General features: G+C 67.5%; 30 protein-coding genes and 1 pseudogene. 9 read left to right on the top strand and 22 right to left on the bottom strand.

The window, feature by feature from the left end; all coding sequences use genetic code 11:
* A pseudogene (locus AWC08_RS19150) lies at nucleotides 1-318 on the top strand (hypothetical protein); the annotation flags it as partial.
* Between the two features lie 58 nt (nucleotides 319-376).
* On the opposite strand, the gene AWC08_RS19155 reads toward AWC08_RS19150, so the two are convergent.
* The 7 genes from AWC08_RS19155 to ssd are packed head-to-tail and all read right to left on the bottom strand — an operon-like array spanning nucleotide 377 to nucleotide 4843.
* Nucleotides 377-673, bottom strand: a complete 297-nt coding sequence (locus tag AWC08_RS19155; RefSeq protein WP_232007906.1) for an Rv3654c family TadE-like protein — start codon at nucleotides 671-673, stop codon at nucleotides 377-379.
* A gap of 31 nt (nucleotides 674-704) precedes the next feature.
* Entirely contained in the window at nucleotides 705-992 is a 288-nt protein-coding gene (locus AWC08_RS19160; protein ID WP_082986131.1) for a TadE family type IV pilus minor pilin, read from the bottom strand.
* 35 nt (nucleotides 993-1027) lie between these two features.
* Entirely contained in the window at nucleotides 1028-1234 is a 207-nt protein-coding gene (locus tag AWC08_RS19165) for a DUF4244 domain-containing protein (protein ID WP_142283668.1), read from the bottom strand.
* Nucleotides 1235-1243: 9 nt separating this feature from the next.
* Entirely contained in the window at nucleotides 1244-1828 is a 585-nt protein-coding gene (locus AWC08_RS19170; RefSeq protein ID WP_142283669.1) for a type II secretion system F family protein, read from the bottom strand.
* Entirely contained in the window at nucleotides 1825-2628 is an 804-nt protein-coding gene (locus tag AWC08_RS19175) for a type II secretion system F family protein (RefSeq protein WP_069433952.1), read from the bottom strand. Before AWC08_RS19175 ends, AWC08_RS19170 begins: the two co-directional genes overlap by 4 nt.
* The gene (locus tag AWC08_RS19180) at nucleotides 2625-3791 is read right to left on the bottom strand and encodes a TadA family conjugal transfer-associated ATPase (protein ID WP_069433951.1); all 1167 of its coding nucleotides are present in this window, start codon (nucleotides 3789-3791) and stop codon (nucleotides 2625-2627) included. Before AWC08_RS19180 ends, AWC08_RS19175 begins: the two co-directional genes overlap by 4 nt.
* A complete protein-coding gene (ssd, locus tag AWC08_RS19185) occupies nucleotides 3788-4843 on the bottom strand; it encodes a septum site-determining protein Ssd (RefSeq protein ID WP_232007907.1) in 1056 nt (351 codons plus the stop codon). The genes AWC08_RS19180 and ssd overlap by 4 nt, the downstream gene beginning before the upstream one ends.
* Before the next feature lie 489 nt (nucleotides 4844-5332).
* On the opposite strand from ssd, the gene AWC08_RS19190 reads away from it, so the two are divergent.
* Entirely contained in the window at nucleotides 5333-6190 is an 858-nt protein-coding gene (locus tag AWC08_RS19190; RefSeq protein WP_065132573.1) for an HAD-IB family hydrolase, read from the top strand.
* 439 nt (nucleotides 6191-6629) lie between these two features.
* On the opposite strand, the gene AWC08_RS19200 is transcribed toward AWC08_RS19190, so the two are convergent.
* From AWC08_RS19200 to AWC08_RS19225, 6 genes are read right to left on the bottom strand one after another with little or no spacing between them, the layout of a single operon-like run.
* Complete coding sequence (locus tag AWC08_RS19200; RefSeq protein ID WP_065132594.1) at nucleotides 6630-7361, bottom strand: Fic family protein; 732 nt, start codon at nucleotides 7359-7361, stop codon at nucleotides 6630-6632.
* Nucleotides 7362-7396: 35 nt separating this feature from the next.
* Nucleotides 7397-9034 carry a dipeptide ABC transporter ATP-binding protein gene (locus AWC08_RS19205; RefSeq protein ID WP_069433961.1) on the bottom strand — a complete coding sequence of 546 codons (1638 nt, stop codon included), beginning with the start codon at nucleotides 9032-9034 and terminating at the stop codon, nucleotides 7397-7399.
* A complete protein-coding gene (locus AWC08_RS19210) occupies nucleotides 9031-9879 on the bottom strand; it encodes an ABC transporter permease (RefSeq protein WP_065132574.1) in 849 nt (282 codons plus the stop codon). The genes AWC08_RS19205 and AWC08_RS19210 overlap by 4 nt, the downstream gene beginning before the upstream one ends.
* Nucleotides 9845-10771: an ABC transporter permease gene (locus AWC08_RS19215; RefSeq protein ID WP_069433950.1), complete on the bottom strand. Its 927-nt coding sequence runs from the start codon at nucleotides 10769-10771 to the stop codon at nucleotides 9845-9847. The genes AWC08_RS19210 and AWC08_RS19215 overlap by 35 nt, the downstream gene beginning before the upstream one ends.
* 1 nt (nucleotide 10772) lies before the next feature.
* Nucleotides 10773-12368, bottom strand: a complete 1596-nt coding sequence (locus tag AWC08_RS19220) for a peptide ABC transporter substrate-binding protein (RefSeq protein ID WP_065132576.1) — start codon at nucleotides 12366-12368, stop codon at nucleotides 10773-10775.
* 35 nt (nucleotides 12369-12403) lie between these two features.
* Nucleotides 12404-12928 carry a DUF4232 domain-containing protein gene (locus tag AWC08_RS19225; protein WP_069433949.1) on the bottom strand — a complete coding sequence of 175 codons (525 nt, stop codon included), beginning with the start codon at nucleotides 12926-12928 and terminating at the stop codon, nucleotides 12404-12406.
* An 85-nt stretch (nucleotides 12929-13013) separates the two neighbouring features.
* On the opposite strand from AWC08_RS19225, the gene acs reads away from it, so the two are divergent.
* Nucleotides 13014-14966 (top strand): acetate--CoA ligase, encoded by a 1953-nt coding sequence (gene acs / locus AWC08_RS19230; protein WP_069433948.1) that lies wholly within the window; start codon nucleotides 13014-13016, stop codon nucleotides 14964-14966.
* Between the two features lies 1 nt (nucleotide 14967).
* On the opposite strand, the gene AWC08_RS19235 is transcribed toward acs, so the two are convergent.
* On the bottom strand, nucleotides 14968-15654 hold the full coding sequence (locus AWC08_RS19235; RefSeq protein ID WP_082986136.1) for a S1 family peptidase: 687 nt from the start codon (nucleotides 15652-15654) through the stop codon (nucleotides 14968-14970).
* A gap of 254 nt (nucleotides 15655-15908) precedes the next feature.
* Between AWC08_RS19235 and AWC08_RS19240 the strand changes: the two genes are divergently transcribed.
* Nucleotides 15909-16451: a phage holin family protein gene (locus AWC08_RS19240; protein WP_065132579.1), complete on the top strand. Its 543-nt coding sequence runs from the start codon at nucleotides 15909-15911 to the stop codon at nucleotides 16449-16451.
* Complete coding sequence (locus tag AWC08_RS19245; protein ID WP_069433947.1) at nucleotides 16452-17405, top strand: alpha/beta fold hydrolase; 954 nt, start codon at nucleotides 16452-16454, stop codon at nucleotides 17403-17405.
* On the opposite strand, the gene marP is transcribed toward AWC08_RS19245, so the two are convergent.
* From marP to nth, 4 genes are read right to left on the bottom strand one after another with little or no spacing between them, the layout of a single operon-like run.
* Entirely contained in the window at nucleotides 17398-18591 is a 1194-nt protein-coding gene (marP, locus tag AWC08_RS19250; RefSeq protein ID WP_142283673.1) for an acid resistance serine protease MarP, read from the bottom strand. The genes AWC08_RS19245 and marP overlap by 8 nt on opposite strands.
* A gap of 5 nt (nucleotides 18592-18596) precedes the next feature.
* Nucleotides 18597-19412, bottom strand: coding sequence for an NUDIX hydrolase (locus AWC08_RS19255; RefSeq protein WP_142283671.1), 816 nt, complete (start codon nucleotides 19410-19412; stop codon nucleotides 18597-18599).
* 6 nt (nucleotides 19413-19418) lie between these two features.
* Complete coding sequence (locus AWC08_RS19260) at nucleotides 19419-20057, bottom strand: TlpA family protein disulfide reductase (RefSeq protein WP_065132582.1); 639 nt, start codon at nucleotides 20055-20057, stop codon at nucleotides 19419-19421.
* 11 nt (nucleotides 20058-20068) lie between these two features.
* Entirely contained in the window at nucleotides 20069-20749 is a 681-nt protein-coding gene (nth, locus tag AWC08_RS19265) for an endonuclease III (protein ID WP_142283674.1), read from the bottom strand.
* A 152-nt stretch (nucleotides 20750-20901) separates the two neighbouring features.
* On the opposite strand from nth, the gene AWC08_RS19270 reads away from it, so the two are divergent.
* Together AWC08_RS19270 and crp are read left to right on the top strand one after the other, a co-directional pair.
* Nucleotides 20902-21297 carry a hypothetical protein gene (locus AWC08_RS19270; protein WP_065132584.1) on the top strand — a complete coding sequence of 132 codons (396 nt, stop codon included), beginning with the start codon at nucleotides 20902-20904 and terminating at the stop codon, nucleotides 21295-21297.
* Between the two features lie 108 nt (nucleotides 21298-21405).
* Nucleotides 21406-22080: a cAMP-activated global transcriptional regulator CRP gene (gene crp / locus AWC08_RS19275; RefSeq protein ID WP_036362963.1), complete on the top strand. Its 675-nt coding sequence runs from the start codon at nucleotides 21406-21408 to the stop codon at nucleotides 22078-22080.
* A 76-nt stretch (nucleotides 22081-22156) separates the two neighbouring features.
* On the opposite strand, the gene AWC08_RS19280 is transcribed toward crp, so the two are convergent.
* From AWC08_RS19280 to AWC08_RS19290, 3 genes are read right to left on the bottom strand one after another with little or no spacing between them, the layout of a single operon-like run.
* Nucleotides 22157-22945 carry an MBL fold metallo-hydrolase gene (locus AWC08_RS19280; protein WP_065132585.1) on the bottom strand — a complete coding sequence of 263 codons (789 nt, stop codon included), beginning with the start codon at nucleotides 22943-22945 and terminating at the stop codon, nucleotides 22157-22159.
* A 5-nt stretch (nucleotides 22946-22950) separates the two neighbouring features.
* Entirely contained in the window at nucleotides 22951-23406 is a 456-nt protein-coding gene (locus AWC08_RS19285) for a RidA family protein (RefSeq protein ID WP_069434576.1), read from the bottom strand.
* Nucleotides 23403-23564, bottom strand: a complete 162-nt coding sequence (locus AWC08_RS19290; RefSeq protein ID WP_120794267.1) for a Sp36 family protein — start codon at nucleotides 23562-23564, stop codon at nucleotides 23403-23405. The genes AWC08_RS19285 and AWC08_RS19290 overlap by 4 nt, the downstream gene beginning before the upstream one ends.
* 42 nt (nucleotides 23565-23606) lie before the next feature.
* Here AWC08_RS19290 and bagA point away from each other — a divergent pair, with 42 nt between their 5' ends.
* Both bagA and bagB read left to right on the top strand, forming a co-directional pair.
* Nucleotides 23607-24629, top strand: a complete 1023-nt coding sequence (bagA, locus tag AWC08_RS19295) for an ATPase BagA (RefSeq protein ID WP_065132587.1) — start codon at nucleotides 23607-23609, stop codon at nucleotides 24627-24629.
* A gap of 2 nt (nucleotides 24630-24631) precedes the next feature.
* Nucleotides 24632-25762, top strand: coding sequence for an ATPase BagB (gene bagB / locus AWC08_RS19300; RefSeq protein ID WP_142283672.1), 1131 nt, complete (start codon nucleotides 24632-24634; stop codon nucleotides 25760-25762).
* A gap of 707 nt (nucleotides 25763-26469) precedes the next feature.
* Here the strand turns inward: bagB and AWC08_RS19305 are convergent.
* Nucleotides 26470-26769: transposase (locus AWC08_RS19305; protein ID WP_244906514.1), on the bottom strand; the 300-nt coding region annotated here is incomplete at its 5' end.

Consider the following 26769-nt stretch of genomic DNA (forward strand, 5'->3'; position numbering starts at 1 on the left):
GCCGGGTTGTTCGGCTCCGGCGCCACCCTCATCGTGGCCAACGCCGCCGTTTCCACCGGATCCGCCGGAGCCGGCGGACACGGCGGCGCCGGCGGGAGATCGGGGCTGGTCGGAAACGGTGGAAACGGTGGCGCCGGCGGTATCACCGCCGCGATCGGCAGTAGCGGTGGCGACGGCGGCAAAGGCGGCGACGCCTGGTTGGTCGGTGACGGCGGGAACGGCGGGAATGCCGGGCCCGCCACCAACCCCGGAATCGCCGGAGCCGGAGGGGCGGGCGGCCGACTGCTGGGTCAGGCCGGTATGGCGGGTTCTTCCTAGCGCACAGCGCGGCATGCCCGCCGCTCGCGGATCCCCCCGGTGCCCAGTCGGCGACCCGCTAAGGCTCATCTACCGGCCCCGCCCGCGCTGCAGCATGCACCGCCCCGGCGACAGGCACAGCCATCTCAACGGTGACGACGACGTCGAGATCTGTTACCGCGCAGTCGATATCGCGAACCCGGTTGCCACGGGCCACCGCGGTTGCGCGCGCACACGCTGCCGAAACCCCCTGCGGCAGTGCGGCTGCCCCAGCCAAGGCGCCCAGATCGGCCACCGCCTGCGCTCGATGGCGCGCCACCACCACCGACCCGAGGTAAACCCCCGCTGCCGCGACGAACAGCAATACGGCGACCATCGCAACGGCGACCACCGTCGCCGAGCCGCGATCATCCCGGCTCCTCGGCCGACACCGCTCTGGCAGCAATATCCAAAGCAGGCAACAGGTTTGAACGCGCCACCACGGTGGCGACCAGGTATCCGCCATCGTGCTGCACCTGAACCCGGGCCCCGGGAGGCGCGATCCGCCGCGCCGCTTCGATGGCGTTGGCCTGGTCGCCACGAGCGGCCAACCGGGCCGCTTCACGTGCGGCGTCGACGCAACGCACCTGCATCGACACCGCCGTGACACCGGCCAGGCACACCACCAGCACGGCCACCAGGGCGGCGATCGCCAAAGCCGCCTCGACAGTGCTCGCGCCCGCACTGCAGGCTAAACCTTGGTGCTCAGCGCGCGTCCGATGATGTGGTTCAGCGCGGACACCACCGAGTCGCCCGTCACGACGGTATACAGGATCGCGCCGAACGCCGCGGCCGCGATGGTGCCGATTGCGTACTCGACCGTCGACATGCCGGTCTCGTCGCTCACCAGCATCGTCAGACGCGCCGCCATGACGCGAAACATGCTCCTCATCAACACTTTCCTCTCTCATAGCAATCCCGACTGCAATACATTGCCGGCCAGCCCGGCGACCACCGGAACGATGCCAAGGCACACGAACGCCGGCAGGAAACACAATCCGAGCGGACCCGCAATCAGGACTCCGGCCCGCTCGGCGGCAGCCGCGGCACCGGACGCGGCGTCATGGCGCGACTGCACCGCGAGATCGGCAACACCGTCGGCTAGAGCGGCGCCCGACGAGGACGATCGACGTGCCAGCCGAAGCAGCCCATCTACTTGCCCGTCGGCCGGGCCCCATTCCGTCGGCGTGGACCACGCAATCGCGGGGTCGGCACCCAGCGCCAACAGATCAGCCGCGCGACGCAGCACCAGAGCCAACCGCGGCGGCGCGGATCCCGCGATCGCCGATGCGGCCGTCGCGACCGCCATTCCCGCCGTCAGGCACACCGCCAGCACATCCAGGCTCGACGAAATGCCCAACGGGTCCGGGCTGCGCGCGCGCTCTGGACGGGCACGAGACGAGCGCTCCGGCAGCTTCGCACGAGCGCGTACCACCGATGGACCGGCGCCCACCAGCACTGCCAGGGCCAACAACAGCGCCGCGACGCTCATGCCGAGACCGCACGATCGGTGATCCGGTCCGACCACCACAGTCCGGCGCAGGTCAGCCCCACACCCGCCAGCAGGAACCACCCGCCCGCCTGGCCACCGAACAAGAAGCTCAGCGGCCGGGCGCCGATCGCCTGCCCGAGCAGCAAGCCCAGCAGCGGGAGCCCCGCCAGGATGGCCGCGGTGGTGCGCGCCCCTGCCAGGCCCGATGTGACCTGCGCCGAAAACCGTTGTCGCTCAGCAATGTCACGTTGCGCGGCCCGCATCAGCGTGGCGATCGCCAAGCCGTGGTCATTGGCCAGCTGCCAACACACGGCCAGCCGCTCCCAGTGATGCGGCAGCGCCGAAGATCCCGCCGCGGCACGCAACCCGGCCGCGACATCGGCGCCCAACCGGGCCCGGGCAGCGACCGCCCGCATCCCCGCAAAAACCGCACCCGTGGTCTCCTTGGCGGCAACGTCGAATGCGTTGACCGGATGGACACCCACCCGCAGTTCTCCGACGAGTACGTCCAGACCCGCTTCCAGCGCCCGCACTTCTTCGTAACCGCGCCGAGTGCGGCGGCGGCGACGGTAACGGACCCACATCAGAGCACTGGCCGAGGCGCCGCATACCACCGTCGTCCATGGCAGCAGCAATGCCGCCACCGCACAGAAGCACCCGAAAAGCCAACCGACCGCCCGGGCGCCCACAATCAGGCGCCGGCCTGGGCGTTCCGCAGTGATCAGTCGAGTCCGCGGTGACGCGGGTGCCACCAGCAGCGCCGATGACAACAACACCGCCGCGAGTTGCAGTCCCCTCATGCCGCTAACCGGGTTCGCAGGGCGGCGTCCAACTCGGCCGCGGCTTCCATCCGGCCGTGCTCGGCGTGCCAGGCGGGTATCGCCCTCACCAGTCCGCTCTCGGAGCGCCGCAACAACGCGATCTCGCCGAGCCGTCGCCGACCGGCCCGATCGCGCGCGACGTGGAGCAACACTTGGACCGCGGCCGCGAGCTGGCTGTGCAGCGCAGCCCGGTCGAGCCCTCCGAGCGCACCCAGCGCCTCCAGCCTGGCGGGAACCTCAGCCGGGCTGTTGGCATGAAGCGTGCCGGCTCCCCCGTCGTGGCCGGTGTTAAGGGCGGCCAACAGGTCGACCACCTCGGCGCCCCGGACCTCTCCGACTACGATCCGGTCGGGGCGCATCCTGAGTGCCTGCCGGACGAGATCGCGCACCGTGACCTCGCCGACGCCCTCGACATTGGCGCACCGCGCCACGAGCTTGACCAGATGCGGATGACGGGGCGCGAGTTCGGCGGCGTCCTCGACGCACACGATCCGCTCGGTCGGCGAGACGGCACCCAACATCGCCGCCAACAGCGTGGTTTTGCCCGCCCCCGTCCCCCCGCACACCAGAAATGCCAGCCGTGCGGCGATGATGTCGGAAACCAGCGCAGCAACCTCCGGCGCGATCGCCCCCGCAGCGGTCAACGCGGCCAAATCCTGTGTGGCCGGCCTCAGCACCCGCAGTGACAAGCAGGTGCCGCCAACGGCCAACGGGGGCAAGACCGCGTGCAGCCGCACCGCGAATCCGCCACATCCGATTCCGGTCAGCTGTCCGTCCACCCACGGCTGCGAATCATCGAGTCGGCGCCCAGCGGCCAACGCCAAGCGTTGCGCCAGTCGTCGCACAGCGGCCTCGTCGGCAAACCGAATATGGCTGCGCCGCAAACCGTTTCCATTGTCTATCCAAATTTCATCCGGCGCCGTCACCAAAACGTCGGTGGTGCCTTCCGCGCGAAGCAGCGGTTCGAGGATGCCGGCGCCGGTCAGTTCCGTCTGCAGCAGTCGAAGATTCGCCAGCACCTCAGTGTCGCCGAGTATCCCCCCAGATTCGGCGCGGATCGCCGCGGCGACCACGGCGGACCGCAGCGGACCGGGCTCGGACGCCAGCCGCTCCCGCACCCGCTCGATCAACGATCCGTTCATGCCGCCCCCCCGATGGGAGCCCCACGCCTGGTCGGCAGCACTGCGAGCACCGAACGCGCCGCCGCCGCCAGCGCGGATCTGCGGCCCAACCGGAGGCCGCCGCGCTCGAGCCGCTCGGACAGCCCTGGCTCGGCACGTATCGACGCCAGCAGTGGCGCGCCCGCTATGTCGGCAACCTCGGTCGCCCGCAGACCACCCGGAGCCGGCCCGCGGACGACCAGTCCGAGGTTGGGATTGATCGCGGTAAGCACCGGTACGAGTGTCGCGGCAGCCGCACATGCCCGAACGTCACACCTGCTGACCAGCACTACCAGGTCGACGCTGTCCAGAGCGGCCTGCGTCGCCTCGGTGAGACGCCGCGGAAGGTCGCACACCACGGTGACACCCCCGCGGCGACCCGCATCCACGATCGCTGCCACGGGTCCCGGCTCCAACTCGTAGCCACGCCGAGTGCCTGACAGAACGCTCACCTTGCGCTGGCGCGGTAGCGCCTCGCGGATCGCGGCCCAGTTCAGCCGCCCATCTGCAAGCGCCAAATCGGGCCATCGCAGACCCGGGGCGGACTCGCCACCCATCAGCAGATCAATGCCGCCACTCCACGGGTCGAGATCGAGCAGCAGGGCGTCGCCCGCGGTCTGGGCCAAGGCCGCGGCCAGCAGTGACGCCCCGGCACCACCGCAGCCTCCGATCACCGCCACGCCCTCACCGCAGCCGTTGTCCTCGCGCGCCGATTCCGCGGCTTCGGCGAGTTCGCCGACGAGTTCCCGCTCCTGTTGAGGCATTTGCAGCACGCGTTCGGCGCCCACGGCCACCGCTGCCGCCCAGTCCGTCGCGTCGGCTTCGGACCCGGTCACGACGCTGACGTGGCTTCGACGCGGCAACGCGGCGCGGCCGCAGCGTTGCGCCGCCGCCTGATCGAGCACCACCGCCGCAGCCGCCGACCATGATTTCCTGCTCACCGTGTCACGCTCGCCGGCATGCACGACGCGCACCCCGACGGCCGCGGCGACGCGGTCCACCTCGTCACGCAGCTGTGACTCCGCGAGGAGCACCAGAACCCCGCGCTCAACGTGGAAACCACCCGGAGAAACTTCGTTCACCTCTCCACCGTGCGACCCGGCCGGTATTGGACACCAGTGCCAAAGCTTGATCTGTGGAGAAAGACCGGTCTGTGCACTAAGCGGTTCGCTGGACACCGGTTGGCCAGAGACGAATGCCATCCCCGCAACGCACAAGTTGCCAAATTCCGCCGTCGGCGAGAGAATTTTTTACCCCAGAAAAGGGACGACCCCGCCAGGGGGGGAGGAGGCGGAGGTCGTCGTGTATCAGCCCCGGGGGGTCGGGCTGATACACCCTCGGCTCAAGGCCGAGTAATGCTTACTATACACATGCCAGCCGGGATTCACGCAAGTACTCGGCGCAAGGAAATGAGGGCTCGAGCCGGGTAAATCCGGTGGGCAGAAAGACAACAGGCGTATTCAGCCGGCCCACTTCGGGCCCAACATCGCGGCCGCACGCCGTGCCGGACCTATGCTGGACTGGTGACCGTCCCCGACGAGGCCGCGCCCCAGCAAATCTCGCCGCAAACATCAGATCAAGCACATCCGAGTGCCCGTACCGCCGCCTTCTTCGACTTGGACAAAACCATCATCGCCAAGTCGAGCACGCTGGCGTTCAGCAAACCCTTCTTCGCCCAAGGCCTGCTTAACCGGCGAGCCGTGCTGAAGTCGAGCTACGCGCAGTTCATCTTTCTGCTATCCGGCGCCGATCACGACCAAATGGATCGGATGCGGACCCACTTGGCCAACATGTGCACGGGTTGGGATGTCGCGCAGGTCAAATCGATAGTCGGCGAGACACTGCACGACATCGTCACACCGTTGGTGTTCGCCGAAGCCGCGGACCTGATTGCCGCGCACAAGCTGTGCGGGCGTGACGTGGTGGTGGTGTCCGCTTCGGGTGAGGAGATCGTCGGGCCCATCGCCCGCGCGCTCGGCGCCACCCATGCGATGGCGACCCGCATGGTGGTCGAGGACGGGAAGTACACCGGCGAGGTCGCTTTCTACTGCTACGGCGAAGGCAAGGTGCAGGCGATCCGAGAGTTGGCGGCCCGCGAGGGCTACCCCCTCGAACATTGCTACGCCTATTCCGACTCGATCACCGACCTCCCGATGCTCGAGTCCGTAGGACACCCCTCGGTCGTCAACCCCGATCGCGGGCTGCGCCGCGAAGCCGTCGAACGCGGTTGGCCGGTGCTGTCGTTCTCCCGGCCGGTATCGCTGCGGGATCGGATCCCCGCACCGTCGGGCGCCGCGATCGCAACGACGGCTGCGGTCGGTATCACCGCGGCGGCCGCCGGCGCGGTGACGTATGCGCTGTTGCGGCGCTTCGCCTTCTAACCGGCCGCTGCCACTTCAGCAAATACTTAGTGCGCGCAATTAATTTGCGTTGCACAATTTTGACACCGTTAGGCCTTGCTGTGCCTGTGGTCTAGTAGTACAAAGGAGTCACGGCAGCCTGGTGAGGCCAAGGTCGATCCGGAAGAGAAGGTTCGATCTCCCGACCCGGGCACCCAGCACGGTTCTTGGCACCCACGCGGAGTCATAGCCACTGATATGGCAGAAGTGTTGCGGGCCTGCGTAATTGCGAAGAATGGACTGCCCCGACGGCCCCTTGGGTGGGGTTGCAGCAGGAAGTGTCGTAAACGCGCCGAGGCCACCCACGCAGCCCACAAATGCACGCTTGGTAACCAAGAACCGTGTTGGCGGGCGGCGATTCGAAATTTTCGGATCGCCGCCCGCTTTGCATTTATCCGACATTCGTGTGGCGACCTGCCAGCTACCGTCGGGGTACCGCTTCCGCGATCGCCAGCGCCTCCTGCGCACCGGCCCGCAACGCTCGGCAACACAGCACCAACCAACTCGCCACACCGGCTGGGGTCCCCGATGAGAATTTCGTCGCGGCGTCCCGGTAGGCCGCCGGCTGGCGCATCCAATTCACCTCCGGCACACCGAGTCCGTGCGGATCCAACCCGGTGGCGATGGTGACCAAACGCGACACTCCGCGTGCCACCACACCGTCGGCGCTGCCGAACGGCCGCAACGTCAACAACTCCCCGTGCGCGACGGCAGCAACCACCGGCGCCGACGCCTGAGTGGGACGGCTGACCACCTCGGCGAGCAATTCCAGCCGTCGCCCGATGTCGGAATCGGTGCGTGGCCGGCCCAGGTGCTCGTCGTCGACCAGATCGGCGGCCGCCAGCATGTGCAACCGGGCCAGCGCTTGCAGCGGCGCCTTCTGCCACACCGTGACGAGCGCTCCGCCACCGCCTTCCAGGGCCTGAGCCACCCGAAGCGCACCGCCGAACACCGGATCACTGACCCCCTCGGCATCGGCGACGTCATCCAGCCGCACCGGGCCACCGTCGAGCACCGAGGAGGCCCGCGCCGCCCGCAACGACGCCTCCGCGGCCGTCACCGGCCAGCCGCGCAGGTTGGCCCGGTGCCGGTGGGCCCGGCCGAGCGCCTCGCGCGCCCGGTCGCTCGCTTCGGCGACGCCGGGCAGGTCCATCAGCGGAGCCAGCGGGTCAGTCACAGCTTGCCAACCTATCGGGGTCGGGCCGCGGCGCCGGGAATGGCCTCCAACAGCTGCCGGGTGTAGTCGTGCGCGGGCGCGGTGAACACCGCTTCGGTGGCCGCGTGTTCGACCACCCGGCCGGCTTGCATCACCAGCACGTCGTCGGAGATCTGCCGAACCACCGCCAGGTCGTGGCTGATGAACAGGTAGGTCAGCCCGAGGCTGGCCTGCAACTCCCCCAACAGGCGCAGAATCTGCGCCTGCACCAGGACGTCAAGCGCCGATACCGCCTCATCGCAGACGAGCACGTCGGGCCGCAGCGCCAACGCCCTGGCAATGGCGACCCGCTGCCGTTGACCCCCGGAAAGCTCACGGGGCAGCCGGTCGAGCACCGACGGCGGCAACGCCACCTGTTCAAGAAGCTCACGGACGGTCTGCTCACGCTGACGACGGTCGCCCACCCGGTGGATCCGCAGCGGCTCCTCGATGGCGCGGAACACCGAATACATCGGATCCAGACTGCTGTACGGGTTCTGGAATACCGGCTGGATCCGGCGCCGGAACGCCAGCGTCGTATGCACCGTCCGGACGTCGGTTCCGTCGAAGACGACGCTGCCCGAAGTCGGAGGCAGCAGGCCGAGCACCATCCGCGCCACCGTCGATTTGCCGGAGCCGGACTCGCCCACGATCGCCAGCGTGCTGGCCCGACGGACCCGGAACGAAACCCCGTCGACAGCGCGGAATTCCATCCGCCGCCAGGGCACGCCGCCGGACTCCCGGTAGACCTTGGTCAACCCCGCCGCCACCAGGATGTCGTCCTGTGCGCCGGCGTGTTCGGCCGCCTCGGCCGCCACCCGCTCCCTAATCTGCGCGGAGCGATTGTCACGAGCCGCCAGAGACGGGGCCGCTGCCACCAGCCGCTGGGTGTATTCGTGGCTCGGTTCGCGCAAAATCGACTGTGCAGCGCCCGATTCCACCACCGTGCCGTCGTGGATGACCACTACTTGCTCAGCCCGCTCGGCGGCCAACGCCAGGTCGTGGGTGATCAGCAGCAACGCGGTCCCCAACTCTTCGGTGAGGCGCTGCAGGTGATCAAGAACCTGCCGTTGCACGGTGACATCCAGCGCCGACGTGGGCTCGTCGGCGATCAGCAGCCGGGGCCTGCCCGCCAGGCCGATGGCAATCAGCGCGCGTTGACACATGCCGCCGGAAAGTTGGTGGGGATAGCGCCGGGCTTGCCTGGCCGGGTCCGGCATGCCGGCCTCAGCGAGCAACTGCACCGCGCGCCGTCGCGCCTGGCGCCCATCGGCGTTGGCGCGCAAAGCCTCCCGAACCTGGAAGCCGACGCTCCATACCGGGTTCAGGTTGGTCATCGGATCCTGTGGCACATAACCGATCTCGCGCCCCCTGATCGAACGCATCAATCGCCGGTCCGCGCCGGTGATATCGCGTCCGTCGAAGGTGATGCGTCCGCCGGTGATTCGTCCGCCGGGCGGCAGCAACCCCAGGACCGCAGCCGCGGTGGTGGATTTCCCCGAGCCGGATTCACCGACCACAGCCACCGTCTGACCGCGACAGACGCTGAGATCCACACCGCGGACCACCGGATCGTCGTTACCGAAACTCACCTGCAGACCTTGGACTGACAGCAACACCTGGCCGGTCATGCCCGCCACGCCCGGGAGGCCGGATCCAGGGCGTCGCGCAGCGCGTCGCCCATCATCATGAACGCCAGCACCGTAATCGCCAGTGCCCCAGCAGGATAGAAAAGGATCGCGGAGCCCGCCCGCAGTCGCATCTGCGCGACGTTGATGTCGCCGCCCCAGGACACCACCGACGTCGGCAGCCCGACACCGAGATAGGACAGCGTGGCCTCGGTGACGATGAACACACCGAGTGCGATCGTGGACACGGCAATCACCGGACCGATGGCGTTGGGCACCACATGCCGCAGCAGCGTCCTGAAACCGCTCAGACCCAATGCTTTCGCGGCCAGCACATAGTCAGTGCCCCGCACTTCCAGCACCGAACTGCGCGCAATGCGCGCCACCTGGGGCCACCCGAACAGGGCCAGTATGGCGACCACCGTCCACACCGTGCGGTGATGCATCACCTGCATCAGCACGATGGCAGCCAAAAGCAGTGGCAGAGCAAAGAACACGTCGGTGATGCGCGATACCAGGGAATCAACCCAGCCCCCGTAGAAGCCGGCCAGCGCACCCAGCGATCCACCGATGACGAATACGGCCAGGGTCGCGCCCAATCCGACCGTGACCGACGCGCGGGCACCGTAAACGGTGCGCGCATAGATGTCGTGGCCCTGCAGGTCGGTACCGAACCAGTGCGACGCCGACGGCGGCAGCAGGCTCTGGCTCGGATCGGCGTAGCCGGGGTCGACGGCGGTGAAAAACGCCGGAAACGCGGCCACCAGCAAGATCAACACGATCAGCGCGGCAGCGGTAACGAACTTGGGGCGCCTATACATAGCGGATCCGTGGGTCCAGCGCCGCATAGAGCAGGTCCACCAACAGATTGCTGACCAGATAGATCAACACCAGCACCGTCACGATCGACACGACCGTCGGCGCCTCCTGACGGGTGACAGCCTGGTACAACACGCCTCCGACGCCGTGGATGTTGAAGATGCCCTCGGTCACGATCGCACCGCCCATCAGCGCCCCGAGGTCGGCACCGAGAAAGGTGACCACCGGGATCAGCGAATTGCGCAGAATGTGCACTGTCACCACCCGCGGCCGTGACAGCCCCTTGGCGGTCGCGGTCCGCACGTGGTCGGCATGCGCGTTGGTGGCGACCGCGGATCGCGTCAACCGCACCACATAGGCGAAAGACACCAGCCCCAGCACGATTCCGGGCAGCAGCAACCGCCCGAAGGTGGCTCGACCGCCGACAGTCACCGGGGCCCAGCCCAATTGAACGCCGAACACGAACTGCGCCAGAAAACCGAGGACGAAAATCGGAATGGCGATAATCACCAGTCCAGTGACGAGCACCGTGGCATCGAAGACGCCGCCCTGGCGCAGTCCGGCGACCACCCCGAACCCGATGCCGAGCACGCCCTCCACCACCAGTGCAATCAGCGCCAGCCGGATCGTCACCGGAAATGCATGTGCCAGAACGGCACTCACCGGCAGGCCGGAGTACGCCCGGCCCAGGTCGCCGTGCAGCAGTCCGCCCAGGTAACGCAGATACTGCACCAGGAAAGGGTCGTCGAGGTGGTAACGGGCACGCAGTTGAGCGGCGACTTCGGGACTCAGCGGCCGGTCGCCCGCGATGGCGGCCACCGGGTCGCCGGGCAAGAGAAACACCATGCCGTAGATCAGCAGCGTGGCACCCAGAAAGACCGGGATCATCACCGCGACCCGGCGCAACAGATACCAGCCCATCTCAGCCCTTCACGATGTTCTCGTAGTCGGGCAGCCCGTTCCAGGTGGGCTTGACGTTACTGACCTGGCTCGACCATCCGATGACACTGATGTAGTACCACAGTGGAACGGCGGGCATGTCGTGCAACAGGATTCGTTGCGCCACATTGGCCAGCACATCGGCCTGCCGCAGGTCGGGCGCCGCCTCAGCAGCCTTGAGAGCGGCATCGAAGTCCGGGCTGGAATATCCGACATCGTTGGAACCGGCGCCGGTGGCGTAGAGCGGCGCCAGAAACTCGATCATCGACGGATAGTCACCGATCCAGCCGGCTCGGAACGCGGAGTCGATGGTGCGGTTGGTGATCTGCGTGCGGAAGCCGGCGAAGGTCGGCTGCGGTGCGCCCACCGCGTCGATGCCCAACGCGTTCTTGATGCTGTTGGCTACGGCGTCCACCCACTCTTGATGGCCGCTGTCGGCGTTGTACGCGATGGCGTACCGCCCGCTCCAGGGTGATATCGCGTCGGCCTGCGCCCAAAGTTGCCGCGCGCGTTCCGGGTTGAAGTCCAGCGCATCGTTGCCCGGAATGTGCGGGTCGAATCCCGGCAGTGAGCTGGCGGTGAAATCGCGCGCTGGGCTTCGTGTTCCGTTGAAGATCTGTTGACAGATCTGCGGGCGGTTGATGGCCGCCGATATCGCCAGCCGGCGCAACCGGCCTTCTTCTCCACCGAAATGCGGCAACCGCAGCGGGGTGTCGAGCGATTGACTGACGGCCACCGGACCCCTCACGGCGTTGCCTCCCAGATCACGCTGGTAGATGGTCAATGCACTGGACGGAATCGTGTCCAGCACATCGAGATTGCCCGAGAGCAGGTCGGCATAGGCGGTGTCCAGGTTGCCGTAGAACTCGAATCGCAGGCCTTTGTTCCTCGGCTTCCGGTTGCCGTGATAAGCGGGGTTGGCCACCAGGTCAATCTTGACGTTGTGTTCCCACGCCGGCTCGTCGGGACTATCGGCCAACTTGTAGGGACCATTGCCGACCGGGTGCCGCCCGAACGTCGCCATATCGCGAAAAGCCGACGAGGGCAGGGGGTAAAACGCGTTGTGGCCCAGGCTCAGCACGAAGTCGATCGTCGGCGCCCGCAGCCGCACGGTGAATTCGAGATCGCTCACCACGCGCAGCCCGGACATGGTGGTGGGCTTGCCGTCACCGGGTGCCGCCGACAATCCGTCGAATCCCTCGATCGGGCTGAAGAACTGCTGCTGCAATTGAGCATTGGCGCTCGACGCGCCGTAGTTCCAGGCGTCGACGAACGAGTGAGCCGTCACCGGCGAGCCGTCGGTGAACGTCCAGCCCGGTTTGAGAACGATCCGGTAGTTGACGTTGTCGAGGCTCTCGATCGATTGCGCGACTTCGGGCGACGGCCGGCCGGCCGCGTCGTAGGACACCAGGCCGGCGAACAGCCGATCGATGATGCGGCCACCGTTGCTGTCGTTGGTGCCGGTCGGGATCAGGGGGTTGGGCGGCTCGCCGCCGTTGACCACCACCACGTCAGGCGTGAGCATGCCGCCGCCGCATCCGGCCAGGCCACCGGCCAGCACAAGGACGGCCAGCACCATCCTGATGATCCGACGCACATCAGCGACCCTAGAGGCTAGGACGGCGGCACCGGCTCGATGACGACCTGGGTGACCGGGTGCACCTGTAGCTGGCAACTGTCGATCGCCGCCGCCACGGTGACCGGACCCGACCCACCAGGCGGTGTGACGCTCAGGTCGGTGTAGTTGGGACAGGGGTCGCCGGCTGAGTTGACGGACATGCCCTCGACCACCGACTCCCCGCGCTGTGACGGGGAAACGGTGATGGTCGGGGGCACATCGAGGTCGCTGGGCAGCCCGCCCATGTACCCGCGCAAGGTGGGCTGCGCGGTGATGAGTGGGCCACCGGTGCCCGATTCGACCCGGGGGTAGCCGGTGAGCGTGCACGGCCCCACACCAGGCGCCAACGCGAAAATCAAGGTGACCGCGCGGTGCCCGACCGCCGCCTCGGGCCCGGCCGCAGTCACCACGACCTGCCCAGCCGAGCACGGCACGGGGTCAGCCGGAGCCGACCAGGCAGGCGGGGCGGTGAAGCTTGCTGCGGCGGCCAGAACAGCCAGTATCCGAAGTGCGGGTGCCATACCTGGAATTGTCCGGCAGGGAGACGCCCGGTGACCAGCCGCGGCCGATAAGTGTCCGTGCCAGCGCGGAGTTACGCTCGCAGCTGTGACCGCCACCGATGCCGAACAGCCGTCGTCTTACCCGCCCCCGACCCAGTTCGCCGAGCAGGCCAACGCCCGCCCGGAGCTGTACGAACAGGCCGAGGAAGACCGGCTGGCGTTCTGGGCCGCGCAGGCCGACCGGCTGTCCTGGGCGACGCCCTACCAGGAGGTGCTGGACTGGTCGGACGCCCCGTTCGCCAAGTGGTTCGTCGGCGGCAAGCTCAACGTCGCCTACAACTGCGTGGACCGGCACGTCGAGGCGGGCAACGGTGACCGGGTCGCCATCCACTGGGAAGGCGAACCGCAGGACCACCGCCGCACCCTGACCTACGCGCAACTGCAGCAGGAGGTATGCAAGGCCGCCAACGCGCTCACCGAGCTGGGCCTGGTCGCCGGTGACCGGGTCGCCATCTATCTGCCGCTGATCCCAGAGGCGGTGATCGCGATGCTGGCCTGCGCGCGGCTGGGCGTGATGCACAGCGTGGTGTTCGGCGGTTTCACCGCGCACGCGCTGCGTACCCGGATCGCCGACGCCGATGCCAAGCTGCTGATCACCGCCGACGGGCAGTTCCGCCGCGGCAAGCCGGCGCCGCTGAAAGAAGCCGCTGACGAGGCCGTCTCGGTCGACGACAGCCCGGTCGAACACGTTCTGGTAGTGCGCCGCACCGGAATCGAGGTCTCCTGGGACGACGACCGCGACCTGTGGTGGCACGACGTGGTGGACAAGGCCTCCCCCGAACACACCGCCGAGGCGTTCGACGCCGAGCACCCGCTGTTCCTGCTGTACACCTCGGGCACCACCGGCAAGCCAAAGGGCATCGTGCACACCAGCGGCGGGTACCTGACCCAGTGCGCGTACACGATGCACGCCATCTTCGACGTCAAAGCCGAGACCGACGTGTTCTGGTGCACCGCCGACATCGGCTGGGTCACCGGGCACACCTACGGCGTCTACGCTCCGCTGTCCAACGGCATCACCGAAGTACTGTACGAGGGCACGCCCAACACCCCCAGCGAGCACCGGCATTTCGAGATCATCGAAAAGTATGGCGTCACAATCTATTACACCGCGCCCACCCTGATCAGGACCTTCATGAAGTGGGGCCGCGAGATCCCCGACGCGCACGATCTGTCCAGCATCCGGCTGCTCGGCTCGGTCGGCGAGATCATCAACCCGGAGGCGTGGCGGTGGTATCGCGACGTGATCGGCGGGGGCCGGGTGCCGGTCGTCGACACGTGGTGGCAGACCGAGACCGGCGCGGCGATGATCTCCCCGCTGCCCGGCGTCAGCAAGGTCAAGCCGGGGTCGGCCATGACCCCGCTGCCCGGCATCTCGGCCAAGATCGTCGACGACCACGGCGACCCGCTGCCGCCGGACACCGAAGGGGAAACCCACGTCACCGGCTATCTGGTACTGGACCAGCCGTGGCCGTCCATGCTGCGCGGCATCTGGGGTGACCCCGAGCGCTACCGCAAGACGTACTGGTCCAAGTTCGCCGACAAGGGCTACTACTTCGCCGGTGACGGCGCCCGCTTCGACCCGGACGGCGCCATCTGGGTGCTGGGGCGCATCGACGACGTGATGAACATATCGGGCCACCGCATCTCCACCGCCGAGGTGGAGTCGGCACTGGTCGGGCACCGCGGCGTCGCCGAGGCCGCGGTGGTGGGAGTCACCGACGACACCACCGGCCAGGCCATCTGCGCGTTCGTCGTGCTGCGCTCCAACTACGAAGTCAGTGAAGGCACTGTGGAGGAGTTGCGCGCCGAGGTTGCGCACGAGATCTCGCCGATCGCCAAACCTCGTGAGGTGCACATCGTGCCCGAGCTACCGAAGACCCGCAGCGGCAAGATCATGCGCCGGCTGTTGCGCGACGTGGCCGAGAACCGTGACCTGGGCGATACGTCGACGTTGTTGGATCCCAACGTGTTCGACGCGATCCGCGAAGCGAAGTAACTCAGCCGATCGGGACGAATCCCGAGCCGGGGCGGTTCTTGGCGACGATGTCGGCCAGATCGGCGTTGATCGACATCACGACGGCGGGTGTGTGCAGCGGGATGTATTTCGTGACGCAGCTGGGCAGGCTGTCGCTGAACGCGCCGTGGATCATCCCGACCAGTTGGTTGTCGACAGTGACCGGAGCCCCGGAGTCGCCCGGCCCGCCGCAGACCTGCATCAGTATGGTGCCCGGGTCCTGGCCCGGGCCCCAGGTGACACCGCAGGAGTTGCCGGTGGTGCGGCCCTGTTTGCATGCGACCTGACCGAAAACCGGCTCGGGGCCGATGCCGTTGATGGCAAAGCCGTTGACGTTGTTCACGGGGTTCACCTTGGCCGGGTCGAATTTGATGACCGCGTAGTCCAACCCGTCGTTACCGGCCACCATCGTCCCGACCTGACCGTGGCTCTCGGCACCCTCGGCGGCGACCGGCGCCCCGGGGCCACCGCAGTGCGCGGAGGTGAATCCGATGAGATCGCCGAACTTGTCGTGGCCGATCGCGGTCAGCGTGCACAGGGTACCGGTGTTGACGACGATGCCCGACCCACCGCCCAACGCAACCTTGTCGTCGGCGGACGCGGTGTTGGCCGGCAGGAACAGCAGGCCCAATACAACGGCCAGGACGGCCACGGCGGAAGCCGATTTCAGGGTCGGTTTCAAGCCGCCTGGCGCCTGCTGCAAAGTGATACCCCGTTCGATTGTCAAAGACTGGCGTGAGAGATCTCCGGCCAGTGGGCCAGTGTAGAGGATCAACGCATCCTGTCCGCCGCGCTTAGGACAGCCCTCGGCTGGCCTCGTCCGGCCTCGTCGGCCCTGGGGCCGCATGGCAACATAAACCGCGACGACGCGCACTGCGCGGCTCAGCGGGACACCGACGAGCCGCGAAACGGAGAGGACCGTCTGTGAGCAAACCCGATCGCAAGAACGGTGTGCCCAACACGCTGACCACGATCCCGCTGACCGACCCGCACGCGCGGGCCGGCGAGCCGTCGGTCGGTGACCTGATCAAAGACGTCACAACCCAGATGTCGACCCTGGTGCGCGCCGAGGTCGAGCTGGCGCGCGCGGAGATCACCCGCGACGTCAAAAAGGGCCTGACCGGCAGCGTCTTCTTCATCTCCGCGCTGGTGGTGCTGTTCTACTCGACGTTCTTCTTCTTCTTTTTCCTCGCCGAGCTGCTGAACAACTGGCTGTGGCGCTGGGCCGCGTTCCTCATCGTCTTCGCCATCATGGTCGTCGTCACCGCCGCGCTGGCGCTGTTCGGCTTCTTGAAGGTTCGCAGGATCCGCGGCCCCCAGAAGACCATCGAATCGGTGAAAGAGGCACGCACCGCCTTCGCGCCGGGCCACGACAAGGCGCCGGCCGGCCCCAAGCAGCTACCCGAACACCACGGCAGACACGAAAAGCCGGAGAACGGCACTCCCACCGATCCCTCGGGCTGGTAAGTGCCGGCTCCGGATCCGTCGATCGTCCGCATCGACGGGCCTTGGCGCCATCTGGATGTGCATGCCAACGGCATCCGGTTCCACGTCGTCGAAGCGAACGCCGACAACCCCAGCGGGGCGGCTACCGGCCGGCCGCTGGTCATGCTGCTGCACGGGTTCGGGTCCTTCTGGTGGTCGTGGCGCCACCAGCTACGTGCGCTGACCGGCGCCCGGGTGGTTGCGGTCGACCTGCGCGGCTACGGCGGCAGCGACAAACCACCCCGCGGCTACGACGGTTGGACGTTGGCGGGAGACACCGCCGGACTCATTCGCGCACTTGGGCATTCGTCGGCGACGCTGATCGGCCACGCCGACGGCGGGCTGGCCTGCTGGGGTACCGCACTGCTGCATTCGCGGCTGGTGCGCGGCATTGCCCTGATCAGTTCGCCGCACCCGGCGGCGTTGCGGCGATCCACGCTGACCCGTCGGGACCAGAGCCGCGCGCTGCTGCCGACCCTGCTGCGCTACCAGGCGCCGCTGCTGCCGGAGCGACTGCTCACCCGGCACGACGGCGCCGAGATCGAGCGCCTCGTCCGCGCCCGCAGTGGCGCTAAATGGCTTGCCTCGCAAGACTATTCGCATACAATTCGTTATCTCCGGCAGGCCATCCAGATTCCGGGCGCCGCGCACTGCGCACTGGAGTATCAACGGTGGGCGGTGCGCAGCCAGCTACGGGGCGAAGGCCACCGGTTCATCAAGTCCACCACGGCGCAACTGAGCATGCCCCTGCTGCACATCCGGGGCGACGCCGATCCTTACGTCCTGGCCGCTCCGGTCGAACGCACCCAGCGCTACGCACCGCATGGCCGCTACGTATCCGTCTCCGGCGCTGGGCATTTCAGCCACGAAGAGTCGCCCGAAGAAATCACCCGGCACCTGATGCGATTCTTGCAGAAGGTGCACCACCTCAGCTGACGCAGGCTCCCGTGCCCACCGGTGCGGTGGCGCCGATCTTGGAGAGCTGGCCGGCCACCTCCTCAGCCGTCAGCACGAAGCCGGTGTCCGCGTCGTCGACGGCCGCGCCGAACACCACGCCGAGCACCCGGCCGTCGAGGTCGATGAGCGGCCCGCCGGAATCACCCTGCTCCACGTTGGCCCGGATCGTATAGACGTCACGAGTGACCTGCTGCGGGCTGCGGTAGATGTCGGGGCCACTGAGCTTGATCACCTCCCGGATCCGGGCGGGGGTGGCGGTGAAGTTGCCGCCACCCGGGTAGCCCAGGACCACCACGTCGGTGCCGGTCTTCGCGGGGGTGTCGTCGAACACCAGCGGAGACGACGGCAGTCCCGGAACGGCCAGAATCGCGATGTCCACCTGCGGGTCGTAGGACACCACCGTGGCGTCGTAATTCTTGCCGTTGGCCTGCAACGAGACGCTGCTGGAGCCGGCCACCACGTGCGCATTGGTCATCACCCGCTCGGGTGAGATGACGAAGCCGGTGCCTTCGAGCACCTTCTGACAGCTCGGCGCCAGGCTGCGCACCTTGACCACGCTCGGCGCGGCGGCCGCCACCACTGGATTGTTGGCCAGCGCCGGGTCCGGCGAGGCGACCGGGATCACCGGGGTGCGGCTGAACGGCTCCAGTACCGCGGGCAGGCCGGAGGTGTTCAACAGCGCCGACAGGCGCTTGGGCACCGTCTTCAACCAGGTCGGCGCCACCTCGTTGACCTCGGCCAGCACCCGGGAACCCCGGACCGCGGCCGCCAGCTCCGGCTGGTCCTTCGATTGGGTCAGCGGGGTCGCCAACAGCCAGGCCGCGGTCAGCACCACCATCAACTGCACAGCCACACCGATGACGGAGTCGATGGTGCGGACCGGCCGGTTGCGGATCGCACCGCGCACCGCCCGTCCCAGCACCACGCCGGCGACCTCGCCGACCACCACCAGCGCCAGGATCAGGAACAGCGCCGCGAACAACTTGGCCCGCGGAGCCGCGATATGGCTGACGATGTGTGGCGCCAGCAGGACTCCGGCCACCGCTCCGAGCACCACCCCGGCGAACGAGAGCACCGACCCCAGTGCGCCCGAACGCCAGCCGGAGATCGCGGCGATGAACGCGACCGCCAGGACGGCGATGTCCAGCCATTGCGAGGGCGTCATCGAGTTCATCGCGACCCACCCCGCAATCCGTCCGAGTCACCGACCAGCACCATCGCGTCGTCCAGCTCGCGGATGTCGTCGGTATTCCAGGGCTGCGCCCAGCCCGCCACGTCGAGAACCGCCGAGATCACCTGGCCGGTGAAGCCCCAGACCAGCATCTGGTTCAGCAGAAACGCCGGCCCGGCCCAGCGACGTCCCAAGGTGCCCCGATAGACCATCAGCCGATTGTCCGGGTTGATGAAGGCGCGCACCGGGACGCGCGCCACAATAGCCGTTTCGGCATCATTGACGACCGTCACCGGACCGGGGTCCGGCGAGTACGCAAGTACCGGGATGACGTGAAACCGCGACGGCGCGATGAAGGTGCGTTCCATGGTGACCAGCGGGTGCAACCTGTCGACGTCGATGCCGGTTTCCTCGCGCGCTTCGCGCAGGGCCGTGGCGACCGGGCCGTCGTCGCCGGGATCGGATGCCCCGCCCGGGAAGGCGGCCTGGCCGGCGTGGTGGCGCAGGGTCGACGCCCTAACGGTGAGCAGCAGGTCCGCGTCGTCCGGAACGCCTCCCTCGGCCGTGCCGGACTCCGGCCCCGAGAACAGCACCAGGACCGCGGCATCGCGCCCACCCCGACCGAGCGACTTCGCCGCCGTCACCATCGCCAGCACGTCGGCCGGCAGGCGGCGACGGAACGCATCGGGAATCTGGTCGACGTTGTCGATCAGCGGCCGCAACCAGGCCGGTCCGGCATCAGGCGTCAGGGCGACCGTCCGCCGCTCGCGCGCAGTACCCGCAGCAGTCACCGGCACCTCATCTGATCCGCTCACCCCGCCTCACTCCCCGACCGCGGCCGCAATCTCGTCGGCGCTGTCGAATGCCCGCGGCAGGATCTGCGCAACGCTACCGTCCGGCCGCAGCACGACGGTCGCGGGCATCACGTTTGCGACTCGCAGCGCCGCCGCCACGCGACGGCGGCCGTCCTGCAGGGTAGGCAGATGGACACCCAGCTCGGCCAACCGCAGGAGGGCAGCCGTCTCGTTCTCGTCCTGATGCACCGTCACCACCATCACGTCTGATCCCACCCGACGTTGATACTCGGCCATGGCCGGCAATTCGGCAGCGCACGGCCCACACCAGTACGCCCACAGGTTGATCACCACCCGCCGTCCGCCCAGAGCCTTGGCCACGTCGACCGCGGCGCCGTCGGCCGCACATTCCACCACCACACCGCGCAAAGCCGGGACGCCCGTCCCGTCATGCGCGGTCGGGCAGGGGGGCAGGTCCGCCCGCCGTCGCGGGCCGGCCAGCGCCTCGGCGGTGTCGGCATCCCGATGCTCGCGCCCGACTGGCCCCTGGGAAGCCGTCGGAGGGGCACCGCCGTCCCGCAGTTGCGCTACCAGCGCCACCACGAGTGCGGCCACCACCGCCACCACGGCGATGGTCCAGCGGGCAGCACCGGAGAGCCCCTTCATGCCCGAAGCGGCTACAACCCGGCCAGGGCCAACAAGTGGTCGGTCTCCGGGCCCTGAACGAGGGGGGCGGCCAGCAGCGGCTCGGTGGGTCCGAGGCCGAAGGACGGGCAATCCTTGGCCAGGACGCACACTCCGCACGCCGGCTTGCGGGCGTGGCACACCCGGCGGCCGTGGAAGATGACCCGATGGCTGAGCAGCGTCCATTCCTTGCGTTCGATCAGCTGACCGACGGCGTGCTCCACCTTCACCGGGTCCTCCTCGGCGGTCCATCGCCACCGTCGCACCAACCGCCCGAAATGGGTGTCGACGGTGATGCCGGGGATGTCGAACGCGTTGCCCAGGATGACGTTGGCGGTCTTGCGGCCGACGCCGGGCAGCGTCACCAACTCCTCCATGGTGTGCGGCACCTCCCCGTCGAACCGCTCGACCAGGGCCTGACCAAGTCCGATGAGCGACGTGGCCTTGTTGCGGTAGAAGCCGGTCGGGCGGATCAGGGCTTCGAGTTCTTCACGATCGGCCTGCGCGTAATCCAGTGCCGTGCGGTATTTCACGAACAGCGCAGGCGTCGTCAGATTCACGCGCTTGTCGGTGCTTTGAGCCGAAAGTATGGTCGCGACCGCGAGTTCGAGCGGGGAGGTGAAGTCGAGCTCGCAGTAGACGTGCGGAAATGCTTGCGCCAGCGTCCGATTCATTCTGCGCGCCCGTCGCACCAAGCCGGTGCGCGTCTCGTTCGCGAAGCGCTTGGCGAGCGCTTTCTCCACCCCCTTTTCCTTGGGAGAAGACGACTTTGCCGCTGACACCTACGACAGAGTACTGATTTCGTGATCTTGCTGAGACCTTGGGCATGTTTACTCTTTGTGTGTTGTGGTTGCTGGTGGCCTGCATCCCGGCGTTGCTGATGCTGGCGACGCTGGGGCTCGGGCGGCTGGAAAGGTCGCTCGCCCACGACTCTGTGACCGCCACGGACGTTGCGGATTTTCTCGACCACGCAGAAGCCGTCGACGTCCGTACGCTGGCCCGTGAGGGCATGCCGGAAGCGCTGGAGTTGCTGCACCGCCGGCAGGCGCTCGGACTGGACGCCGCCGCGGCGCCCAAAGCGCTCACCGGACGGCATCACGCCGAGACTTTCTTTGCCACCGACATGGTCGGCCGTATCGAATCGGGTCTGCCCACCCGCATCCATGGGCGGTATGTGACCAACACGCAGTTTACGGTGACTCGATACGTTAATCGTGTGTAGCGTTGGCAGGCCGCACCGTTTGGCCTACGTTTAGACTCGTGTCGGCCGTCACAGTTAGGCCTGCCCGTATCGACGTCGTTAAGAACTGACAAGGCAAGAAGAGGCAACGTGGACGAGATCCTGGCAAGGGCCGGAATCTTCCAAGGGGTTGAGCCCAGCGCAGTCGCCGCACTGACCAAGCAGTTGCAGCCCGTCGACTTCCCCCGTGGACACACCGTATTCGCCGAGGGTGAACCGGGTGACCGGCTGTACATCATCGTGGCGGGCAAGGTGAAGATCGGCCGTCGCTCACCCGACGGGCGGGAGAACCTGCTCACCATCATGGGCCCGTCGGACATGTTCGGCGAGCTGTCGATCTTCGACCCGGGACCCCGGACGTCGAGCGCGACGACGATCACCGAGGTGCGCGCGGTCTCGATGGACCGCGACGCGCTGCGGGCGTGGATCGCCGACCGCCCGGAGATCGCCGAGCAACTGCTGCGCGTGCTGGCCCGCCGGTTGCGGCGCACCAACAACAACCTGGCCGACCTGATCTTCACCGATGTGCCCGGCCGGGTGGCCAAGCAGCTGCTGCAGCTCGCGCAGCGTTTCGGCACCCAGGAGGGTGGCGCGATGCGGGTCACCCACGACCTGACTCAGGAGGAGATCGCCCAGCTGGTGGGTGCGTCGCGGGAGACGGTGAACAAGGCGCTGGCCGACTTCGCGCACCGCGGCTGGATTCGCCTGGAGGGTAAGAGCGTGCTGATCTCGGATTCGGAGAGACTGGCGCGCCGAGCGAGGTAAGCGCGCGCACTCATGCCGAGCAGACGCTAAGCCCCCTGATTCCACGCCGAAAAAGGGGCTTCCGCGTCTGCTCGCGCTACTGAGCCCGCAGGTAGTCCAGCTGCACCTGCACCGACCATTCGGCGGCGTCCCAGAGCTTCTCGTCGACGTCGGTGTAGACGTGCTCGACCACCTGACGGGCGCTGGCGTCCTCGCCGAGTTCGCGCAGCGCCGAACGCACCTGTTCCAGCCGCTCGTGCCGGTGCACCAGATAACCCTGCGTGACAGCGTCCAGATCAGGCAGTTCCGGCCCGTGGCCGGGTAGCACGGCCCGCCGTCCCAGCCCGCGCAGCCGCTGCAGCGAGTCCAGGTAGGCGGTCAGGTTGCCGTCCTCGGAATCCATCACGGTAGTGCCGCGCCCCAGTACGGTGTCGGCGGTCAACACCGCGTCATCGAGCACGAACGACAACGAGTCCGCGGTGTGGCCGGGCGTGGCCATCACGGTGATTCGCAGACCCGCGGCGTCGATCACTTCGCCGTCGACCAGCTCACCACCCAATCCACGCAAGAACCCGCTGCCCGCCGAGCGCACTGTGGCCCCGGTGCGCTCGACCAGCTTGTCGATGCCATCGGTGTGGTCCCCGTGCCGGTGACTGATCAGCACCAGGACGACACGGCCCAGCGCGGCCACCCGCGCGATGTGCTCGTCGTCGTCGGGTCCGGGATCCACGATCACCAGCTCGTCACTGCGAGGACCACGAAGCACCCAGGTATTGGTGCCCTCCAGCGTCATCAGGCCCGGGTTGTCGCACAGCAGCACCGAGGCGGTGTCGGTGACCGCCCGCAGCTGGGCGTACGCGGGATGGGCGAGCGCTGACCCGGCCACGGCCCCTACCCGACCTCCACGATCATCTCGACTTCCACGGGCGCGTCCAGCGGCAGCTCGGCCACCCCGACCGCCGAGCGCGCGTGCACGCCGCTGTCGCCGAACACCTCGGCAAGTAGTTCCGAGGCGCCGTTGATGACGCCCGGCTGTCCGTGGAAGCCGGGCGCGGAGGCGACGAAGCCCACCACCTTGACCACTCGCGTCACCGAGTCCAGACCCACCAGCGAATCCACGGCAGCAAGCGCGTTGAGCGCGCACACGCGGGCCAGCGCCTTGCCCACGTCCGGGGCGACGTCGGCACCGACTTTGCCGGTGGAGCCCAACTTTCCGTCGACGAATGGGAGCTGGCCCGCGGTGTAGACCAGATTTCCGGTCCGCACCGCAGGCACATAGGCGGCCAGCGGTGCGACCACCTGGGGAAGCGTCAGGCCGAGTTCCTCGAGACGGGCTCTGGCGCTCACTTGGGCCGCTTGAGGTAGGCGACGTGCTGCTCGCCGGTGGGTCCGGGCAACACCGCCACCAGTTCCCAGCCGTCGGCGCCCCATTGGTCGAGGATCTGCTTGGTGGCGTGGGTGAGCAGCGGAATCGTCGCGTACTCCCATGTGGTGGGTTGGGTCATGGTCGCGAGCTTATCGGGCAAAACAGCAACGGCTAGCATGCGATGGTGGCTAACACATCGAGCGGCGGTAGTTCCGTTGGGTGGCCCTCGCGGTTGTCGAAGGCGCGCCTGCATTTCGTGACCGGCAAGGGCGGCACCGGTAAGTCGACGATCGCGGCCGCGCTGGCGCTGACCCTGGCTGCCGGCGGACGCAAAGTGCTGCTGGTGGAAGTCGAAGGGCGCCAAGGGATTGCGCAATTGTTCGACGTCCCGCCGCTGCCCTACCAGGAGCTCAAGATCGCGACCGCCGAACGCGGCGGCCAGGTCAATGCGCTGGCGATCGACATCGAGGCGGCCTTCCTGGAATACCTCGACATGTTCTACAACCTCGGCATCGCGGGCCGGGCCATGCGCCGCATCGGCGCCATCGAGTTCGCCACGACCATCGCGCCCGGCCTGCGTGACGTGCTGCTCACCGGCAAGATCAAGGAGACGGTGATCCGCGTCGACAAGAATCGGCTGCCGGTCTATGACGCGATCGTTGTCGACGCACCCCCGACCGGCCGCATCGCCCGCTTCCTCGACGTCACCAAGGCGGTGTCGGATCTCGCCAAGGGCGGACCGGTGCATTCGCAGGCCGAGGGCGTGGTCAGGCTGCTGCACTCCGATCAGACCGCCATCCATCTGGTGACGCTGCTGGAAGCGCTGCCGGTGCAGGAAACGCTGGAAGCCATCGAGGAACTCGCGGAGATGGAACTGCCAATCGGCAGCGTGATCGTGAACCGCAACATTCCGGCCTACCTGGGCAACGACGACCTGGCGAAGGCCGCCGAGGGTGTGGTGGACGCGGACGCTGTGCGCGCCGGGTTGGCGGCGGCCGGGATCGAACTCGAAGACGCCGACTTCGCGGGCCTGCTGACCGAGACGATCGAGCACGCCACCCGGATCAGCGCGCGCTCGGAGACTGCGCAGCAACTCGATTCGCTGCAAGTGCCAAGGCTGGAACTGCCGACGATCTCCGACGGGGTCGACCTGGGCAGCCTCTACGAACTTTCGGAAGTACTTGCCCAACAGGGGGTTCGGTAACTATGACACAGGCACACAAGCCGGAAACCCTTGATATGGCCGCGATCCTGGCCGATACGACCAACCGGGTAGTGGTGTGCTGCGGCGCCGGCGGTGTCGGAAAGACCACCACCGCCGCGGCGATCGCGCTACGTGCTGCCGAATATGGGCGCACCGTAGTGGTTTTGACGATCGACCCGGCCAAGCGACTCGCACAAGCGTTGGGAGTCAACGACCTTGGCAATACGCCGCAACGTGTCCCGTTGGCGCCGGAGGTGCCCGGCGAACTGCACGCGATGATGCTCGACATGCGGCGCACCTTCGACGAGATGGTGGTCCAGTATTCGGGATCCGATCGCGCACAGTCGATTCTGGACAACCAGTTCTATCAGACGGTCGCCACGTCGCTCGCCGGCACGCAGGAATACATGGCCATGGAAAAGTTGGGGCAGCTGCTGGCCCAGGACCGGTGGGATCTGGTTGTGGTCGACACCCCTCCGTCGCGCAACGCCCTGGATTTCCTCGACGCCCCCAAGCGCCTGGGCAGCTTCATGGACAGCCGCCTGTGGCGGCTGCTGCTCGCACCCGGCCGGGGCATCGGCCGGCTGGTGACCGGCGCGATGGGACTGGCCATGAAGGCGATGTCGACGATCCTGGGCTCGCAGATGCTCGGCGACGCGGCGGCGTTCGTGCAGTCCCTGGACGCGACGTTCGGCGGCTTTCGGGAGAAAGCCGACCGCACCTACGCGTTGCTCAAACGGCGCGGCACCCAATTCGTGGTCGTCTCGGCCGCTGAGCCTGACGCGTTGCGTGAGGCGGCCTTCTTCGTCGACCGGCTGTCCCAGGAAGGGATGCCGCTGGCCGGGCTGGTCCTGAACCGCACCCATCCGCTGCTGTGCTCGCTGCCAGTCGAGCGGGCGATCGACGCCACCGAGAAGCTCGAGGCCGAAAGTTCAGAGTCCGCGTCCCTGGCGGCGGCCGTACTGCACATCCATACCGATCGGGGCCAGACGGCCAAGCGCGAGATCCGGCTGCTGTCCCGCTTCACCGGCGCCCATCCGCATGTGCCGGTGATCGGAGTGCCCTCGCTACCCTTCGATGTCTCGGATCTCGAAGCGCTGCGCGCCCTGGCTGACCAGATCACCTCGGCCTGACGGGTCGGCAATCGGCGTGGCAGCCTCAGCCGCCGTGCCAGACCGCAATACCTCAGTTTCGTGCGTAGTCAATAGGCTAACCCAAAAGCTAACGCCGGCAGCGATGCATTGCGGCGGATTCCTGATCAAGGGCCGCACAGACGCCTGGCTCGACACCCAACCACCGCACCTGTTGACCCACTGGACTAGGAGAGAGAATCGGGGTAGTTGAGCGACAAGATGAGTCACACGGGAAGGTATCCGCGATGCCGAACCAAGACCAAAGACGCGCCTGTCTCTACCAAGAGCTGTTGGTTCGATCCGGCTGTTGGCTGGCCACCGAGGCGCCCTGGTCGAAGGTCACTCCGCTTTCGTGGTCAAGCTCCATCGCCTGCGGCAGATGCGGGTGCCGGCGATGTCACGACACCAGCGCACCGCTGCTTACTGCGCCTGGTGCAGGCTGGTGAATGTTTCACGGTCCCAGAAGTTTCGGCGCACGTACTGCACGCTGCGCTTTACGCGCGGCTTGTCTTTCGGCGACGCCACCCGGGCCGGGTCGGTCAGGAACCCGGCATGCCCGGCGTAGTCCAGCCACGCTGGCTAAAATCAAGGTCACACTGGCCCCATCCTCATGGCAGGCGACAATATCTGAGCAGTGCCACTACAACAGCGGTCAAGTCCAGGGACGTGGTGTACGACCTCGTCGTGTGATTCTTCGATGTCGTGTTTTATGCGGTTAGTGCCGCGGGGTTGTCCTCCTGTTCTGGTGTTGTGGTGGTGGTCAGGCGGGATTTGCTGAGGACGTCGAGGCCCAGGTATCGGCGTGATTCGGCCCATTCGTCGTGTTGTTCGGCCAGCACGGCGCCGACGAGGCGGATCAGGGCGTCGCGGTGGGGGAAGATCCCGACGACGTCGGTGCGGCGGCGGATCTCCTTGTTGAGCCGTTCCTGGGTTATCTGTAGTCCTCGTGACGGCGTCTTTGATGTCCGACACGAGGTGTTGAGGTCCCAGGTTCTGCGTGCTGGACA

The organism is Mycobacterium gordonae (assembly GCF_002101675.1).
GTDB classification, from domain to species: Bacteria; Actinomycetota; Actinomycetes; order Mycobacteriales; family Mycobacteriaceae; genus Mycobacterium; species Mycobacterium gordonae.

Coding starts and splice junctions, on each gene's coding strand:
- AWC08_RS19155 (WP_232007906.1), bottom strand. CDS start 673: ATGGTCGCCGTATTGCTGTTCGTCGCGGCAGCGGGGGTTTACCTCGGG.
- AWC08_RS19170 (WP_142283669.1), bottom strand. CDS start 1,828: ATGAGCGTCGCGGCGCTGTTGTTGGCCCTGGCAGTGCTGGTGGGCGCC.
- AWC08_RS19175 (WP_069433952.1), bottom strand. CDS start 2,628: ATGAGGGGACTGCAACTCGCGGCGGTGTTGTTGTCATCGGCGCTGCTG.
- AWC08_RS19180 (WP_069433951.1), bottom strand. CDS start 3,791: ATGAACGGATCGTTGATCGAGCGGGTGCGGGAGCGGCTGGCGTCCGAG.
- AWC08_RS19200 (WP_065132594.1), bottom strand. CDS start 7,361: ATGGACCTGCCCGGCGTCGCCGAAGCGAGCGACCGGGCGCGCGAGGCG.
- AWC08_RS19205 (WP_069433961.1), bottom strand. CDS start 9,034: ATGACCGGCCAGGTGTTGCTGTCAGTCCAAGGTCTGCAGGTGAGTTTC.
- AWC08_RS19210 (WP_065132574.1), bottom strand. CDS start 9,879: ATGCGGCGCTGGACCCACGGATCCGCTATGTATAGGCGCCCCAAGTTC.
- AWC08_RS19215 (WP_069433950.1), bottom strand. CDS start 10,771: ATGGGCTGGTATCTGTTGCGCCGGGTCGCGGTGATGATCCCGGTCTTT.
- AWC08_RS19220 (WP_065132576.1), bottom strand. CDS start 12,368: ATGGTGCTGGCCGTCCTTGTGCTGGCCGGTGGCCTGGCCGGATGCGGC.
- AWC08_RS19225 (WP_069433949.1), bottom strand. CDS start 12,928: ATGGCACCCGCACTTCGGATACTGGCTGTTCTGGCCGCCGCAGCAAGC.
- marP (WP_142283673.1), bottom strand. CDS start 18,591: ATGACGCCCTCGCAATGGCTGGACATCGCCGTCCTGGCGGTCGCGTTC.
- AWC08_RS19260 (WP_065132582.1), bottom strand. CDS start 20,057: ATGAAGGGGCTCTCCGGTGCTGCCCGCTGGACCATCGCCGTGGTGGCG.
- nth (WP_142283674.1), bottom strand. CDS start 20,749: ATGAATCGGACGCTGGCGCAAGCATTTCCGCACGTCTACTGCGAGCTC.
- AWC08_RS19270 (WP_065132584.1), top strand. CDS start 20,902: ATGTTTACTCTTTGTGTGTTGTGGTTGCTGGTGGCCTGCATCCCGGCG.
- AWC08_RS19290 (WP_120794267.1), bottom strand. CDS start 23,564: ATGACCCAACCCACCACATGGGAGTACGCGACGATTCCGCTGCTCACC.
- bagA (WP_065132587.1), top strand. CDS start 23,607: ATGGTGGCTAACACATCGAGCGGCGGTAGTTCCGTTGGGTGGCCCTCG.
- bagB (WP_142283672.1), top strand. CDS start 24,632: ATGACACAGGCACACAAGCCGGAAACCCTTGATATGGCCGCGATCCTG.